This window comes from Bacteroides sp. MSB163 (assembly GCF_036416795.1).
Lineage (GTDB): Bacteria > Bacteroidota > Bacteroidia > Bacteroidales > Bacteroidaceae > Bacteroides > Bacteroides maternus.
The window spans coordinates 266015-282734 of sequence record NZ_CP143867.1 but is presented as its reverse complement, the minus strand read 5'-3'; the positions used below and the strand labels follow the sequence as shown (position 1 = coordinate 282734).

Annotated in this window: 16 protein-coding genes; all 16 read left to right on the top strand. The window is 32.6% G+C overall.

The features are described 5' to 3' along the window. The first annotated feature begins 5 nt into the window (after positions 1-5). The 16 genes from VYM24_RS00960 (at position 6) to rfbC (ending at position 16700) form a co-directional block, all read left to right on the top strand. On the top strand, positions 6-1277 hold the full coding sequence (locus VYM24_RS00960) for a Coenzyme F420 hydrogenase/dehydrogenase, beta subunit C-terminal domain (protein ID WP_061434040.1): 1272 nt from the start codon (positions 6-8) through the stop codon (positions 1275-1277). Between the two features lie 20 nt (positions 1278-1297). Beyond that, a complete protein-coding gene (locus VYM24_RS00955) occupies positions 1298-1831 on the top strand; it encodes an acyltransferase (protein ID WP_082787990.1) in 534 nt (177 codons plus the stop codon). 12 nt (positions 1832-1843) lie between these two features. Further along, a complete protein-coding gene (locus VYM24_RS00950) occupies positions 1844-2197 on the top strand; it encodes an acyltransferase family protein (protein ID WP_330941239.1) in 354 nt (117 codons plus the stop codon). A 22-nt stretch (positions 2198-2219) separates the two neighbouring features. Then, positions 2220-2849, top strand: coding sequence for a hypothetical protein (locus VYM24_RS00945; protein ID WP_330941238.1), 630 nt, complete (start codon positions 2220-2222; stop codon positions 2847-2849). A 107-nt stretch (positions 2850-2956) separates the two neighbouring features. After that, a complete protein-coding gene (locus tag VYM24_RS00940; RefSeq protein WP_149947376.1) occupies positions 2957-4186 on the top strand; it encodes a hypothetical protein in 1230 nt (409 codons plus the stop codon). Further along, positions 4183-5421, top strand: a complete 1239-nt coding sequence (locus tag VYM24_RS00935; RefSeq protein ID WP_061434049.1) for a polysaccharide pyruvyl transferase family protein — start codon at positions 4183-4185, stop codon at positions 5419-5421. The genes VYM24_RS00940 and VYM24_RS00935 overlap by 4 nt, the downstream gene beginning before the upstream one ends. A 63-nt stretch (positions 5422-5484) precedes the next feature. Next, a complete protein-coding gene (locus tag VYM24_RS00930) occupies positions 5485-6648 on the top strand; it encodes a glycosyltransferase family 4 protein (RefSeq protein WP_061434051.1) in 1164 nt (387 codons plus the stop codon). Next, on the top strand, positions 6645-7514 hold the full coding sequence (locus tag VYM24_RS00925; RefSeq protein ID WP_061434053.1) for a glycosyltransferase: 870 nt from the start codon (positions 6645-6647) through the stop codon (positions 7512-7514). The genes VYM24_RS00930 and VYM24_RS00925 overlap by 4 nt, the downstream gene beginning before the upstream one ends. A gap of 142 nt (positions 7515-7656) precedes the next feature. After that, complete coding sequence (locus VYM24_RS00920) at positions 7657-8907, top strand: nucleotide sugar dehydrogenase (protein ID WP_061434055.1); 1251 nt, start codon at positions 7657-7659, stop codon at positions 8905-8907. A 108-nt stretch (positions 8908-9015) separates the two neighbouring features. After that, positions 9016-10203 carry a polysaccharide pyruvyl transferase family protein gene (locus tag VYM24_RS00915; protein WP_330941237.1) on the top strand — a complete coding sequence of 396 codons (1188 nt, stop codon included), beginning with the start codon at positions 9016-9018 and terminating at the stop codon, positions 10201-10203. Positions 10204-10230: 27 nt separating this feature from the next. Continuing rightward, a complete protein-coding gene (locus VYM24_RS00910) occupies positions 10231-11433 on the top strand; it encodes a Coenzyme F420 hydrogenase/dehydrogenase, beta subunit C-terminal domain (protein WP_330941236.1) in 1203 nt (400 codons plus the stop codon). A 64-nt stretch (positions 11434-11497) separates the two neighbouring features. After that, positions 11498-12562, top strand: coding sequence for a glycosyltransferase (locus VYM24_RS00905; RefSeq protein ID WP_330941235.1), 1065 nt, complete (start codon positions 11498-11500; stop codon positions 12560-12562). A gap of 79 nt (positions 12563-12641) precedes the next feature. Continuing rightward, entirely contained in the window at positions 12642-13709 is a 1068-nt protein-coding gene (locus tag VYM24_RS00900) for a glycosyltransferase (RefSeq protein WP_330941234.1), read from the top strand. 1 nt (position 13710) lies between these two features. Beyond that, positions 13711-14826: a UDP-galactopyranose mutase gene (gene glf / locus VYM24_RS00895; protein WP_149947380.1), complete on the top strand. Its 1116-nt coding sequence runs from the start codon at positions 13711-13713 to the stop codon at positions 14824-14826. A gap of 32 nt (positions 14827-14858) precedes the next feature. Then, positions 14859-15734: a YjbH domain-containing protein gene (locus VYM24_RS00890; protein ID WP_149947381.1), complete on the top strand. Its 876-nt coding sequence runs from the start codon at positions 14859-14861 to the stop codon at positions 15732-15734. 393 nt (positions 15735-16127) lie between these two features. Then, positions 16128-16700, top strand: a complete 573-nt coding sequence (gene rfbC / locus VYM24_RS00885) for a dTDP-4-dehydrorhamnose 3,5-epimerase (protein WP_270576128.1) — start codon at positions 16128-16130, stop codon at positions 16698-16700. The last annotated feature ends 20 nt before the right edge of the window (positions 16701-16720 follow it).

Here is a 16720-nt window from a genome sequence, read left to right as displayed (position 1 = left end):
AATTAATGAAATTTAAAAGTTATATCTTTACTAAAGAAAAGAAGAATTGTACGGGTTGCGGTGCATGTGCGTGTATTTGTTCACACATGGCATTGACGATGCAAGAAGATGAAGAAGGCTTTTACTATCCGTTCTTGAATCGTGAGAAATGTGTACATTGTGGGTTATGTGATGTTATATGTCCGGTAATGTCAAATAGCCATCAGGCGAATGAATACTTGAATGAAAAATCCTACTTGGTTACATCGAAGAGTCCGGAGTATGGATTAAATAGTGCGACTATTGGGCTTTGTACATGGATTGGACAGTGGTATATTTTGCATGGTGGGTATGTCTTTGGAGTTGTTCTTGATGAAGAAGATTGGAAGGCCAAGTATGTTTGTGTGCATGATTTGGTAACTTTAGAAAAAACAAGAAACTCTAAATATTTACAAAGTAATGCTAGTGAAACTTACGGTGAGGTGAAAAAAATGCTCCTTGCTAAAGAGCAGGTTCTTTATATAGGAACGCCATGTCAGATTGCAGGGTTAAAATCTTTTTTGAGGAAATCTTATGAGAATCTATTAACTATAGATATTATCTGTCATGGTGTATTTAGTTCAAAATTAATGCCTCTTGAAGTGGCTTATTGGGAGAATAAATTCCAAGGGAGACTTTCCAATTTTCGTTTTCGAAGTAAAAGGATATATCCGTGGTCTTTGGGAGGAGTTGTGAATTTTGATATAACAGATTCAGAAGGAAGAAAAAAACATGTAGAACGGCATGCAAAAGCGTCTCCGACATATCGAAGTTTTGCATATAGTGGTGATGGTAAGAATTACAATATTAGAGAGTCTTGTTATGACTGTCCATTTAGAGACAAAGGACGATATGGGGATTTGACGGTAGGCGATGCTTGGGGACATGCAGCAAGGTATAAAAGACTGTTCAATATAAATAATAGAAAAAATGGAATTAGTTCTTTACTCTGTAATACAGGTAAAGGTAAAAAAATCGTTGATTTATTGTCTGATGAATTTATTTTAACGCCAGTTCTTGCATCTGAGACATTTTCTCAAGATGCACTTTTACCAGCTAATAGGCTTATACCACCAGAAAGATATACTATCTATCAAAATCCTGAATCATTATCTTATGTAGATTTAGTTGAAAGTGTATTACACGTGGACTTAGAACAAGCATATAGATCTTTTAAAAGAGACTATTTGCGAACTCGCATTAAACAATTTGTAAAAGAACGTATTTTGAATTTGAAATGTTTGTTATTGATATATTAAGGTGCTTAAAGTGAAATTTTATGCTTTGGAAAAAATCATTTTATGAACTTATATTAAATGAATTGACACCGGTTTTATTTAGTCGCCATTTACGGCGGTTAGTGTATACGCGTTTGTATGGTGTAAAAATGGGAAAGGATGTCTATATGTATCGGCATATAGAGCTACGTGCTCCTCAGAAACTTATAATAAAAGGTAAGAACTCAATAGGGAAGCATGTAATACTTGATGCGCGAAAGGGATTATGTATAGAAGAAGGCTGTGTAATAGCTAGTCATGTTTTAATATGGACTTTGCACCATGACTACAATTCTGATGACTTTAGAGGTGCAGGAGCACCTGTTGTGCTTGGTTCATATTCTTGGATCTGCTCTCGTGCTATAATTCTGCCAGGTGTTAACATCGGACGGGGGGCAATAGTTGCTTCCGGGGCTGTAGTTACAAAGGATGTACCTCCTTATGCAATTGTTGGAGGTGTACCAGCTAAGATAATAAGTTATCGTGAAAAGAAAGACTATCAATATAATCCACGGAATCCGTATCATTTTATTTAATATCATGACTTTATGAAAGAAAGATTTGAATATATTGATTCCATTAAAGGGTTTGCTATATTTTTGATGGTTATGGGACATGTCATCGCTTGGAACTATACTGATTATAAAACTGTTTGTATTTATGATTTTAAGCAGTTGTCAAATATAAAATTGGGTGGACTGGTTTGGCAGATAATTTATTCTTTTCATATGCCTTTGTTTTTTATGGTTTCTGGATTTTTATCATACAAAATATATGATTGGCAAAATCCCATTTCTCAAAAAAAAGATAAGTCGTTTATTTATTCCTTGGCTTTGTACAATTTGGATTGTATATGTGTTGAGAGGAGCAATAGGTTATTGGTTTCTATTGTGTCTTTTTGAACTTTCTATATTAGGTTTCCTTATGATGGTTGTAATGGAGAGGATTAATAGAAAGAGAAGGCTGTTGTTTGATATTGTTTTTATCCTAATGATTTATGCTATTTTTCGTTTCAGTTGTGTTACAACTTGGAAGATATTGGGAATCGATTTGGGACGTTTTGTTGGTGCATTGATACCATTTGGTATGGGTGTATTATTGCGTAAGTATAAATCACTGTTTCATGTATTTATAGAACAATCATGGTTTTATACTATAGCAATACTTTCCTTTTTTATACTTTTTATTAGTCGATATTTTGAAGATTTAGGCATAATTCCACTATACTGTGTTAAATTGGGGGGGTACTTACTTCCATTGTTAGGGTCTCTTATTGTTTTTTATACTTTTTCTCATGGGATATATATGCGTATGCGTTCTGTACTATCCTATTTGGGACGTCACAGTTTGCCTATTTATATTCTTCATATTGCATTTGTTATCCAATTGCCACAAGTCGGTAGTTTTATACTTCAACAGAATGCAATAACTTCGGTTACAATACAAATTCTGTATGCTACAGTACTTACTATTTTCTCTATTAGCTTGTCGCTTGTTGTATATAAAATTATCGTGATGAGCTCATGGTTAAAACGATTGTTTTTTGGGGAATGATTTTTATTTATAATTGTATAGGCTAACTTTTTTGGTTTTTCTTATGTCTAATTGATATATGGGTAGTTTAGTCATTATTGATAATCATAAAATTAGCAAATCAACGAATGAAAAGTATTGGAGAAAAAACGACAAAGAATGTATTGGTATTGTTTAGTATATTATTATCAATGCAATTTTGGAGCTATATTCCTTATTTAAAAATAGATGGGCTTCCTCCAAAATTAGCGGGATTATTATTTGCTATATATATTGTAATCTTGTTTATATATAGGAAAATCTCAATAAATGATACTACAGGTATAGTTCGAATTGTTAAATGGACTATTGTGACAATCTTCATTAGTTTTATTCCGGCTTATATTGAGTGGAATCAGAGTGTCATATCAACAGTAAAGGCTTCTATTGTATTATCTTATGGTTTATTTCTATTTTTAGTCTTACATAAATGGCAATATAGTACTAAAGCTTTGATGTCTGTACTGACATTTCTTAGTGTTGTATGGGTTATTCTTGAGATAGGTCAACAATTTACATATCCGACATTTTGGTTTTCTGGAAGATTTTTACAAAATAATAGTGTTAATGAACGAATGGGAATATGGCGTTTTTATATATGGGGCGTTGATATTGTTATGATTTCTTTTTCTTATTGGTTATTCCGATGCATTGATTTAACGAAAAAGACGAATAAGAATATGGTTAAATCTGTTCTTATAGCTATTTTACTTATGGCAGGTTTACTATGTTATGGATCTCGCAAGCATATTTTTGCAACATTGGCTATCTTGGCATATTCAGTCTTGACAGTTAAGGGAAAGAGGAAATATGTGTATGTATGCATTGCTTTGTTATTACTTCTTTTTCTTTTTGAGACTTTTTTTGCAGGTTATGCAGAGATGTCAGAGCGTGCAAATGAGGCACAAGGAGAAGGTGAGGACTTTATTCGTTATATTTCGGCCCAATATTTTCTCTTTGATTTCTCAAATTCACCCTTATATCCGTTATGGGGAGCAGGACTTGAAGGCGAAGGTAGTTTACTTAAAGGACAACTTGAGCGCTTGGCGGATTATGGATTGTACCAAGCTGACGTAGGTATTATTGGTTATTATTCAAAATTCGGTCTTTTGGGAGTTTCTGCCATTGTATGGTACATATATATATTTCTAAGAAATTGGAAATTTATCGATAAGTGGTTTAAATACTTTTTTATAATGAAAATGTTTCTGATAATATTTGACTTCTGGGCTATATGGTCTGTAGGTATGATGGCTTATGCTGTATTTTTATATATGCTCGACCAAAACATAAAAAAGAATAAAGCTATATTAAAATGAAAATAGGAATCTTAACTTACCATTGCGTCCCAAATTTTGGAGCGCAATTACAGACTATATCTACTGTTGGTTATGTAAAAAAAATGGGACATGATCCAATTGTTTTACATTGGTATCCTCAAGATTTGGAAGATATGTATGTTGAGCGTATTCCTGAAATTCAAGTTAAAGAACATTTAAACTTTACGAATGAGGTGTTGCCTGTTTCAAAATTATGTAGATCTGAAGAAGATTTATTGGAAGTGATAGAAGAAAATCATATTGAAGCTATCATTGCAGGAAGTGATGCACTTTTTAAATATGTTCCTGAAGTATGTCGCAAAAGATTTTCAAAAAAGAAATTTTCTTATGTTTCTATTAAAGTACTTTCAGTCGAAGATAAACACGCAAATCCTTTTTTCTGTGATTATTATACAAAATTACATAGATCTATTCCAATTTGTGCCTTTTCTGTCTCTTCACAGAATTGTCCATATTACCTTTTAAATAAAAATGAGCGGTTATACTTTTATGAAGGAATTAATCATTATAAAAGTGTAACAGTGAGGGATGAATGGACAAAAGAAATGGTAGAGGAATTGTCCAAATTTAGAAATGTTAAAATAACGCCTGACCCAGTTTTCTCTTTTAATACAAATTGTTATATTAGCATTCCTACTAAAGAAGATATATTGCAAAAATTTAATCTTAAGGCTAATTATGTATTGCTCAGTTTTAGTAGTAAATATATGAAACGATCATACATAAAGAAACTTGCTGAAGAACTTGAAAGGTACGAGGTTGAGCCTGTAATCTTTCCTATGCCAGAAGGTTTAATTGATGCTGGTGTTAGCAAAAGAATTGAATTACCACTTTCTCCAATTGACTGGTATGCACTTATAAAATATGCAAAAGGGTATATTGGAGAGAGAATGCATCCAATCGTTGTGTCAATACATAATTCTACGCCCTTTTTTTGTTTTGATGAATATGGAACTGTTTCTAAAAAAATGGGAGGGATCTTTAAAGAGTATAAACAAGAATCAAGTAAAACATATCATATTCTGAAAGCGGCAAGCTTAATTAATTACTTATATGCATACAAGACTAAAATGCAATATCCTACACCTCGGGAAATCATAAGGAAGATAATGTCATTTGATTATGAAAAGTGTAGACTGTTTGCACAATCATATAATATATTATATAATGAAAGTATGAAGCAAGTCTTTATTGATTTAGGGATAACGAAATAGAATATTATATATTATTTTGTTAGATGTTTTATTGTAAATATATACTGATTGAATAGGCCGGTTATGAAGATAGTGTATTTTAGCCAACTTCCATTTACAGACAATGATTTTCCTTTGATTCGAGCTTTTCAGCAACAGGGTATTGATGTGTATTATTATATACAAATAAATAGTTTTAGATTAAGAGCGGGTTTGATTGATATAAAAGAACAGATCCCTAAAAATGGGATTTTTAAAGCTTCAGAATATCAGGAATTCTTGATGTATAAAGATTATATAGATCTTAATAAAATATTTGTTGTAAATAGTACTAAAAGTTTAGGATTGCATCCAAAAACAATTTTGTTGTATTTGAAACTTGTAAAACATATTAAATCTTTTCGTGCTAATATTATTCACATTACTTGGCCTTTAATGGGAATTAAGTTATTATTATATGCTTTTCGAAAGAAAATTGTATTAACATTACATGATCCGTTTCCGCATTCAGGAAAAGAGAGTCTCAAATTTGAATTATACCGTAGGCTAAGTATTGCTTTGATTGACAGAATAGTTATGCTAAATAATCGAAATGTAAGAATGTTTTGCGAGTATTACAATTATCCTTTTAGTAAAATTCTTGTGACCCAAATGGGTGAATTCGATTATATGAGAAATGTTAAATGTTTGTCTGAGACAAAAGATAAACCTTATATTTTATTTTTTGGTTATATATCTCAGTATAAGGGGGTTGAGATTTTGCTTGAATCAATGAAATATATTCATGAAAAATATGCGAATATCAAACTTGTTGTTGCGGGTGGTGGTAAAATATATTTTGATAAATCTTTGTATGAGGAACAAGATTATATAGAAATACGTAACTGCTATATTGGGATTCCTGAATTGGTAGGATTGCTTAGAGGTTGTCTATTTGCTGTATGTCCTTATAAAGATGCTACCCAGAGTGGGGTAATCCAGACGGCTTTTTCTCTTAATGTACCTGTTATTGCAACTGATGTAGGAGCGCTACCTGATGCTGTAACTGATGGAGTAACAGGAGCTATTATTCCGCCATGTGATGTTAATGCTCTTACATGTAAAATTGATGATTGGTTGAAAAATCCTCAGAAAATAAACTTAATGAGGTGTAATATAGAATCTATTTGGCGAAAAAAAATGAATTGGGTGCCAATAGTAAAACAATATGAAGAATTTTACAAAGAATTTATTTTTAATCAATCATGACAAAATTTTCTTTTGTTATACTCCATTATAATACCTTTACTGATACAATTGAGTGTATTGATTCAATTAAAAAGTATATATCGGCTAGGTCTAGGGATATTATTGTAGTAGATAATTGTTCTCCTGATAGTTCGGGATCGTTGTTAAAATTAAAATATGCAGAGGATGACGAAGTACAGGTACTGATGAATTCGGAAAATTTGGGGTTTGCGCGAGGCAATAATGTTGGATTTAAATATGCGAAGGAACGTGGAGCGGATTTTATTGTTATGCTAAATAATGATACATTACTACTTGATAATTCATTTTGTTATCAAGTTGAAAATGAGTATAAGTTGAGTCATTTTGCTGTACTTGGTCCAATGGTAATAACACCAACGCCTCCATATGATAGTAATCCTGGCAGAAATCAATTACCTTCTAAGGGGTATTGCCGAAGGCAAATAGTGAGATATTGTATATATGCTTTGATGAATTGGTTGGGGGTAGATATGTGTATCAGAAGTATTATGTGCAGAATTACCCACAAGAAATCTTCTACAAAAGCTAAAGAAATAAACAAAAGAGTCGAAAATGTACAGTTGCATGGATGCTTTTGGATTTTTTCTCCTAATTATATTGAGCAGTTTGATGGAATAAATGCTCGCACATTCTTATACCATGAAGAAGAGCTTCTTTTTTTAAGACTCAAAAAATGTGGACTTAAGTCTGTATATCTACCAACTTTGAAGATATATCATAAGGAAGATAGGGCGACTAATAGTATTAAGATTAGTAACAGAAAGCGGCAGATGTTTGTATATAAGCATTTGATTTTATCTCATAGAATTCTACTGGATGAACTGTCTGGAAGAGATTGTAAATAGTGCAAGAGGTTATATTGATACTCCATCTATATTATAATGTATAATAAATTCTGTAAGTAATTGAAATGTATACTAGATTTATTATGAGTAATAAACTAATTCTCATTTAGTTTTAAATGATTTTTAAATAAATATGTAGATAATGGAAAAGGATATTAAGATTGCAGTAGCTGGAACAGGCTATGTAGGGTTGAGTATAGCCACTTTGTTAAGTCAACATCATCAAGTAACAGCTGTTGATGTAATACCTGAAAAAGTGGATCTTATAAATAATCGGCTATCTCCAATACAAGATAAATATATTGAGGAATATTTAGCTCAGAGAAAATTGAATCTATATGCTACATTGGATGGTGAAGCTGCTTATAGGAACGCTGATTTTGTAGTCATTGCCGCTCCAACTAATTATGATCCTGTGAAAAACTACTTTGATACAAGTCATGTAGAAGAAGTGATTGAATTGGTGAAGAGAGTTAATCCAAATGCTATTATGGTGATTAAAAGTACTATACCTGTAGGCTATACGGAATGTGTGTGTAAAAAAATGAATACGGAAAATATCCTTTTTTCACCAGAATTTTTACGTGAGAGTAAGGCTCTTTATGATAATCTCTATCCTAGTCGTATTATTGTAGGTAGGCCTAATGGCAACAAACGATTGGAAGAAGCTGCGCAAACTTTTGCGGCTTTGTTGCAAGAGGGGGCTCTTAAAGAGAATATTGATACATTGTTTATGGGGTTGACTGAGGCGGAAGCTGTAAAACTTTTTGCGAATACTTACCTCGCTCTTCGCGTGTCTTATTTTAATGAGTTGGATACTTATGCTGAAATGAAGGGTTTGGATGCGCAAGCAATTATTAATGGTGTGAGTCTTGATCCACGTATTGGCATGCATTATAATAATCCATCATTTGGTTATGGTGGTTATTGTTTACCTAAAGATACTAAACAACTCCTTGCTAACTATGCTGATGTCCCTGAGAATTTGATACAAGCAATTGTTGATTCAAATTCTACCCGAAAAGATTTTATTGCTGACCGTGTTCTTTGCAAAGCTGGCTATTACGATTATTACAATCGCGGTGATTACAAACCCAATGAGGAGAAAAATTGTGTGATTGGTGTATATCGGTTAACAATGAAATCTAATTCGGATAATTTTCGCCAATCATCTATTCAAGGTATCATGAAACGTGTGAAAGCTAAAGGTGCAGTGGTTATCATCTATGAACCTACATTGGAAGATGGTAGTACCTTTTTCGGTAGTAAGGTGGTAAATAATCTAGATGTATTTAAACAAAGAAGTCATGCAATTATTGCAAACAGATATGAAGCTTGTCTTGATGATGTTAACGAGAAAGTGTATACAAGGGATATTTTTAGAAGGGATTAAATAATTATTTGCTTTGAGGTGCTGATTCGTATGATATGTTCCTAATATTTATGATTTGTTAGTAATGGTAAATAATGTGGGGCAAAATGTCTTTTAAACAATTTATTTATGAAAAAAACAGCGATAGTATCATGCTATTTTATACATAATTATGGTAGCATGTTGCAGGCTTATGCTACGCAGAAGGTGTTAGATAAGCTTAATGTGGAAAATGAAACGGTTAATGTCACTGGCTTTTTAAAAGATCTCCGTCGTTCACAATATTTATATATTTTGAAATCAGGCATTACTTCGGATATTTTTCGTACTCGTTTAGGGAAGGCTAAGAACTTATTAGAAAAACGATTTCTGTCAAATGAATATACAAAGAGTATTAAATATAGAGATTTGAAATTTGATGAATTCAAACAGAAATATATTCGTCTCTCGGAAGAATATTCATCCATAGATAGTCTATCTAAAAAATGTGAAGAAAAATATGAGGTAGTATTGATTGGCAGTGATCAACTTTGGCTTCCAGCAAATATTGCAGCTAATTATTATACATTAAACTTTGTGCCTGAAAGTGTGAACTCTATTGCTTATGCAACAAGTTTTGGTGTATCATCCCTTCCTAGGGATACGGCCGAGATGGTGCGGAAATTTATACCAAGAATTAAACATGTGAGTGTGAGGGAGCAATCTGGACAAGCATTGATTGAACAAATTACTGGTCGGAAAGTTCCGGTTGTGTGTGATCCTACTTTACTTCTTACAGGCGATGAATGGTTGGAAGTGCAAGAACAAAGCTCTGTGGAAAGAGAACCTTATATATTTTGTTATTTTATAGGGAAAACTACTGTACATAGGGAATTTGTAAAGAGATTAAGAATGGAAACCAAATTGAAAGTTGTTGCCTTAACACATGTTGATCACTATGTAAAATGTGATGAAGGGTATGCTGATGTTACTCCTTATAATGTAGGTCCCATGGATTTTGTTAGGCTAATAAAAAATGCAACACATATTTGTACTGATTCATTTCATTGTTCTGTTTTTTCTATATTATATTCAAAGAATTTTTATGTATTTAGACGCTATACACAGTTGACAAAGCAATCTACTAATAGCCGACTTGATACTTTATTTGATTTACTCAATATAAAAGGTCGTATACTAAATGGAGATGAAGATGTTAATGCTTGTTTGTGTATGTATATTGATTATGAAAAAGTGCATGGTTTATTGGATGCTTTGCGTGAATATTCATACTCGTATTTGAAAAAAGCGTTATGGAATAATTCTAATTTGATGTAGGTCTAATTAGGTGGCGAGATTTAACAGATGATAGAGATAAAAGATAAAAAAGAATGTTGTGGATGCGGAGCGTGTGCTGCTATATGTCCTAAAGGATGTATTGAAATGAAAAGGGACAGTGAAGGTTTTGCGTATCCTGATATTGAAATGAAATCGTGCATTAATTGCGGTTTATGTGATAAGACTTGTCCTATTATAAATCTTTATGAGGAGAGGCCTTTTGAACAAAAAGGTTATGTAGTGCAAAATAAGAATTTACAAATATTGAAAGAAAGTACTGCTGGTGGAGCTTTTTCTGCAATATCCAAATATGTGATTGATAAAGATGGACTTGTATTTGGAGTTGCATTAAGTGATACTTTGATGGCTTATCATACATACGTAGATAAAGAGGAAGATTTGCAATTATTCAGAAATAGTAAATATATACAGAGTTCTCTGGGGAAAAATATATACGATACGGTAAAATTATTTTTAAATCAAGGAAGGTTAGTATGTTTTAGTGGTACTCCTTGTCAAATTGAAGGATTAAAACATTATCTGAAGAAAGATTATGAAAATCTAGTTTTAGTTGATGTAGTCTGTAGAGCGGTGCCTTCTCCTTTTGTATTTAAGAAATATATAGAACTAAAACAAAGTCACTTAAAGGAAAAAATACGGAAAGTACGATTCCGAGATAAATACTATGGATACAAATATTCTACAATGAATATTATTACAGATAAGAATAACGGTAATTATCATCAAGGGGTAGAGAGTGACCTTTGGTTGAGGGCTTTCTTTTCTGGTATGTGTAATAGACCTTCTTGTTATGATTGTAAATTCAAGAAGCAGTACCGTGTTAGTGATTTTACGATTTGGGATTGTTTTGATGTAGGACGTTTTACGAAAAAAATAGATAGTGATAAAGGGGTAACAAGGGTGCTGATACATACGCAGAAAGGAAGATATATATTTTCACAGGTTAGTAAACTTCTTTATTTCGAAGAAGTTAAAATTGAAAAACTGATTGCAGGAACAGCCGAAATGAAAAGGTCTGTACAATACAATCAGAAGCGGGAAGAATTTATGCACGATGCAGAATATATGGAATCTGATGCTTTATTTAAAAAATATTTTCCACAAACTTGTAAGAACCAAATTGAGCATATTTTGAGATTATTGTGCTATAAAATTGGAATTTATGGTATTGCAAAAAAAGTATATGTGCGCCTAACTAATAAATATTGAATAAATTTTTGATTAGTGTTTTATTGTGTTGAATTTTATTTGTGAAAGTATTTAGATGTGTAAGATGGTAAAATACTTGTTGACTATTATTGTACCAATTTATAAAATAGAAGAACTTTTTTTGCGTAGATGTATAGAAAGTTTAATAAGTCAAAGTGAAAATGGTTATAAAATCATTTTGGTTGACGATGGTTCACCTGACAATTGTGGAGTTATATGTGATGAATATGCACAGAAGACTTCTATTATTACTGTTATACACCAAAAGAATCAAGGTGTTTCAATAGCGAGAAATAATGGAATAAAACAAACTGAGACTAAGTGGTTAACATTTGTAGATGCTGATGACTGGGTTGAAAGTGATTATATATCAACATTGTATAAAATATTGGAAAACGAAGAATTGAATGTTGATGTTGTTATGTATGACTATGTTAGAGAGTTTAAAGGCAGTAGTGTTAGGGAATCTTTTTCTGACCAAAGCGGAATGATTGAGAATACAGATTTGGAAGTATGTAGACGATCTACATTCTATAAATTAATCCAGAATGGAAAATTGAATCCATATTCTGTTATTGCATTATGGAACAAAGCTTATAAAACAAATTTCTTAAGAGATAATGATATTTGGTTCATTCCTGAGGCAAAAAAAGGACAAGATAGGCTTTTTAATGCTGATGTTTTGAATTTAACAAATCATATTTACTATATAAACAGTATGATTTATCATTATAGGTGTTGGGAGAATTCTCGTACTAATAAATTCGATTTAAATATTCCTCAATTAACTTCAATAGAACTAGAAACTTTAGAAGGTATAATGCGAAAACATAAATTGCAGGATAAAGTAGATAAATATTTGAAATGCCGGATATGTACCAGATTATATACTTGTATGCGTCTTTATTTTTTTCATGATAAGAATAGATTGCCGTATCGTGAGAAAATTAATCAGGTACGAAGTCTGATAAAAAAGAATCCGTATAAAGATGCATTGATGATGGTTGATATGAATTTACTAACCATACAAGAAAGAATTTTTGTTTGGAGTTTGAAAGCGAATTTTTACTCTTTATGCTATTTTTTGGTTCGAATAAAAAGTGCTGAATTTAGAAAAAAAATAAATTAAAATATTTATATGTCCAACTTAAACATATATTCTTCTACTGGAATAATCAATGTCTTAAAATAAATCCCTAATAATACTTATGAAAAAAATTTTGATGGTCTGCGAAGCATTCGGAGGCGGTGTTTTTGCATACGTATCTCAGTTGTGTAACGATATGTGTGAGGAGTTTGAAGTCTATTTGGCTTATGCACTCCGTCCTCAAAGTCCTCCAAATTATAAAGATACTTTAGATGTAAGAGTACATTTAATAGAAGTGAAAAACTTTGGGCATCTTAAAAATCTTGTTACTGATATTAAACTTATTAAAGAGTTGCGACATATTGAACGCAATGTGAAACCTGATGTGATTCATTTACATTCGTCTATAGCTGGAGGTATAGGTCGTATCGCCTTTAAAGGCAAAGAGAACACTGTCGTTTATACACCGCATGGCTATTCGTTTGTATTGATGGGAAAAGATTCCCTGAAGATGCGTATGTACAAATGGATAGAAAAGATGCTTGGTAAGGGAAATAGCATTACTTTAACTTGTTGTGAGAGTGAAGATGAGGTGGCAAAGACTGTAAGCAAACGTACTGCATATGTGGAAACCGGTGTTAATTTGGAAGATCTCTCTAATTCATTGGATGGAATTAAACCGATAAAGCATGAGAAGTTTACAGTTTATACACTAGGGAGGATTTGTGTACAAAAGCAACCAGAACTGTTCAATCGCATTGCAGAACTTGTACCAGAGGCAAGGTTTGTTTGGATTGGTGGTGGTGAATTGGCTAATTGCTTAACGGCTCCAAATGTTGAAATAACAGGTTGGAAACCACGAAAAGAAGCATTAGCCATGGCCAAGGGCGCTGATGTTTATGTGCTGTGTTCATTGGGAGAAGCTATAGCCATGAGTCTCATTGAAAATATGTTTATTAAGAAACTCTGTCTTGTAAGTAATGTGATGGGAAATAAAAGTGTGATAGTAGACGGAATGAATGGATACTTATGTGATGAAGCAGAAGACTATGCTGCACGAATAAAACAGGCGATGGCATCATTTCCTACTGCTCTTTCTCAGAAGGCTTATGAGGATGTGTTGAACATATACAATACGCATCAAATGAGAAAAAAATATATTGATTTTTATAACTCTGTATGTAAATAGTATGAAACAGTATGATTATTTGATTGTTGGTTCAGGCCTTTTTGGTTCTGTATTTGCTTATAAAGCTACACAGCAGGGTAAAAAATGTTTGGTGATTGATAAGCGTTCACATTTAGGGGGTAACATTTTTTGTGAAGAAATAGAAGGTATTAATGTGCATAAGTATGGAGCACATATCTTTCATACCTCTAATAAGCAAGTTTGGGATTTTGTTAATTCTATTGTGGAATTTAACCGATATACTAATTCTCCTATAGCAAATTATAAAGGTAAACTTTATAATTTGCCTTTCAATATGAATACATTTTACCAAATGTGGGGGGTGACTACTCCCTCTGATGCCATGGAAATAATAGAAAGACAAAAGAATGAAGCTGTTACATTATTGAATGGGAAAGAACCTCAAAATTTAGAGGAACAAGCATTATTGCTGGTAGGTAGGGATATCTATGAACGATTGATAAAAGGATATACTGAGAAGCAGTGGGGGAGGAAGTGTACAGAATTACCTGCTTTTATTATTAAACGTTTGCCTGTTCGTTTAATTTTTGATAATAATTATTTTAATGATAAATATCAAGGTATTCCTATTGGGGGTTATAATAAGTTGATAAAAGGATTGCTTACGGGAGTGAGAACAATGGTGAATACAAACTTTTTTGAAGAACGGGCTTGTTGGGAAAGAATAGCGGATAAGATTGTATTTACAGGTAAGATAGATGAATATTATAATTATTGTTTTGGTAAGTTGGAGTATCGCACAGTTCGTTTCGAGGAAGAAGTGCACGATTGTAGTAATTATCAAGGGAATGCAGTAGTAAATTATACAGAAGCAGAAGTGCCATACACTCGCATTATTGAACACAAGCATTTTGAAATGTTTGGCACAGAGATAGATAAATGTTCTAAAACTGTGGTTTCAAAAGAGTATAGCACAGAGTGGCAACCTGGGATGGAACCATATTATCCGGTGAATGATGAGAAGAATTCAACTCTTTACATTCAATATAAGAAATTAGCAGATAAGGAAGATAATGTGATATTTGGCGGCAGATTAGCTGAATATAAATATTATGATATGCATAATATTGTGGAGAAGGTGTTGAAATATTTTTGATTATCCGTGAGGACTATATAAGATAGAATGTGATGCATATAAAGAAACTATTATCATTACTTGTATTGATTGTATTGTGTAGAATAGAGGCTGGTGCTCAACTATCTTATGGTACTACTGGCTTGTTGAATATGCCTACGGCGGAAATGCAAAAGGATAAAACGTTAATGTTTGGTGGTAATTGGCTGAATAAGCATGCTACGGTACCTCGGTGGTGGTATGATACTTGGAATTATTATGTAAATATAACTATATTTCCTTGGTTTGAGGTTGGCTATTTGTGTACCGGGCATAAAGCTGTGCCGACAGACTATGGTAATCGTTCTGGTTATTGGGTACCATCTACTTATGGAAGGTTTATTAATCAAGATCGCTCTTTTCATTTTCGTTTACGGGCATGGAAGGAAGGATGGTGGAAAAAGTGGACACCACAAATCGTATTAGGAGCGAATGATGCAATCGGTGATTCATGGAATGGGGGATCTCTGACATATACTTCAGAGGCTATTTATAGCAATGGATTTTTGAATCGTTATTATCTAGCCATAACCAAGCATTTTACTTATTTAAATGTTGGTACTTTAGGCGTACATTTTGCATGGATATATAGTAAGCGTCTTGATAATAAATTGAATGACCCTGCTGCGGGTGCAAATTTTCGGTTTGAATTATTGGACGATAGTTCGTTATTTCATAAATTGCTAAATGGGGTGAATATTATGTCGGAAATTGTTCCTGGGTATACAGATGTGAGAGAGGATTTGACCTTTGATCCTAAAGGAACAAAATATCAAGTAAACATTGGCTTGGGCTACTCAATTTGGAGAGAACATATAACTTTTGTAGGTGAATTGAATAAAATGAAATATTTTTCGTGTGGTATTATTTTCAAGATTCATTTAAAATAAATATTAGTATAGTAAAGTATAAGTGACAGAAACGATTTATTGTAAGAGTCGTATTTAATGGCGATATTTTTCATAAAAATGAAACTTGAACAATTGCTAATATATTTATTGTCTGTGAATTGATTCTTTGTACTCTTATCACCTATAAATTAATTCTATAAATTCAATCATCATTTTTATGAAAATAATGATGTAATATGATTGTTGTTATGATTCTTATTACTGGAAATAAATAATTTGTCGCTCTTGTCTTAATGTATAAATCGTTTGCTAACCTTCTCGTTTCTTACTTTTGATTAATGTTGAATTTGTATGAAAATATTTAGATTGGAAGTGGTTGGAGAATATGGGATAATGATATCTGGATTAAGTCGAAAAAATCAATATAGAAGAATGGAAATAATAAAAACAGAGATAGACGGTGTGGTGATTATTGAACCCCGTATTTTTTGTGACGAGAGAGGTTATTTTTTCGAATCATTCTCACAACTAGAATTTGATGAGAAAGTTATGCCCATAAACTTTGTACAAGATAATGAGAGTATGTCCAGTTATGGTGTGATGCGCGGGCTTCATTTTCAGAAGATGCCTTACACTCAGAGTAAATTGGTACGATGTGTAAAAGGCGCAGTTTTGGATGTAGCAGTGGATATCCGTAAAGGAAGTCCGACCTACGGGCAGCATGTGGCTGTGGAATTATCTGAGGATAATCATCGTCAGTTTTTTATACCTCGTGGCTTTGCACATGGCTTTTCTGTACTCACGGAAATAGCCGTTTTCCAGTACAAGTGTGATAATTTTTATGCTCCTCAGTCGGATGGTGGTATTCAGCTGATTGATGGAAGTTTGGGCATTGATTGGCGAATACCGACCAACAAGGTTATTCTGAGTGAAAAAGATTTGAAGCATCCTCTGTTGGCTGAATATGATTCTCCCTTTGATTACAATACAAATTTATACAAATGATGAATAATCATCAGGCAACT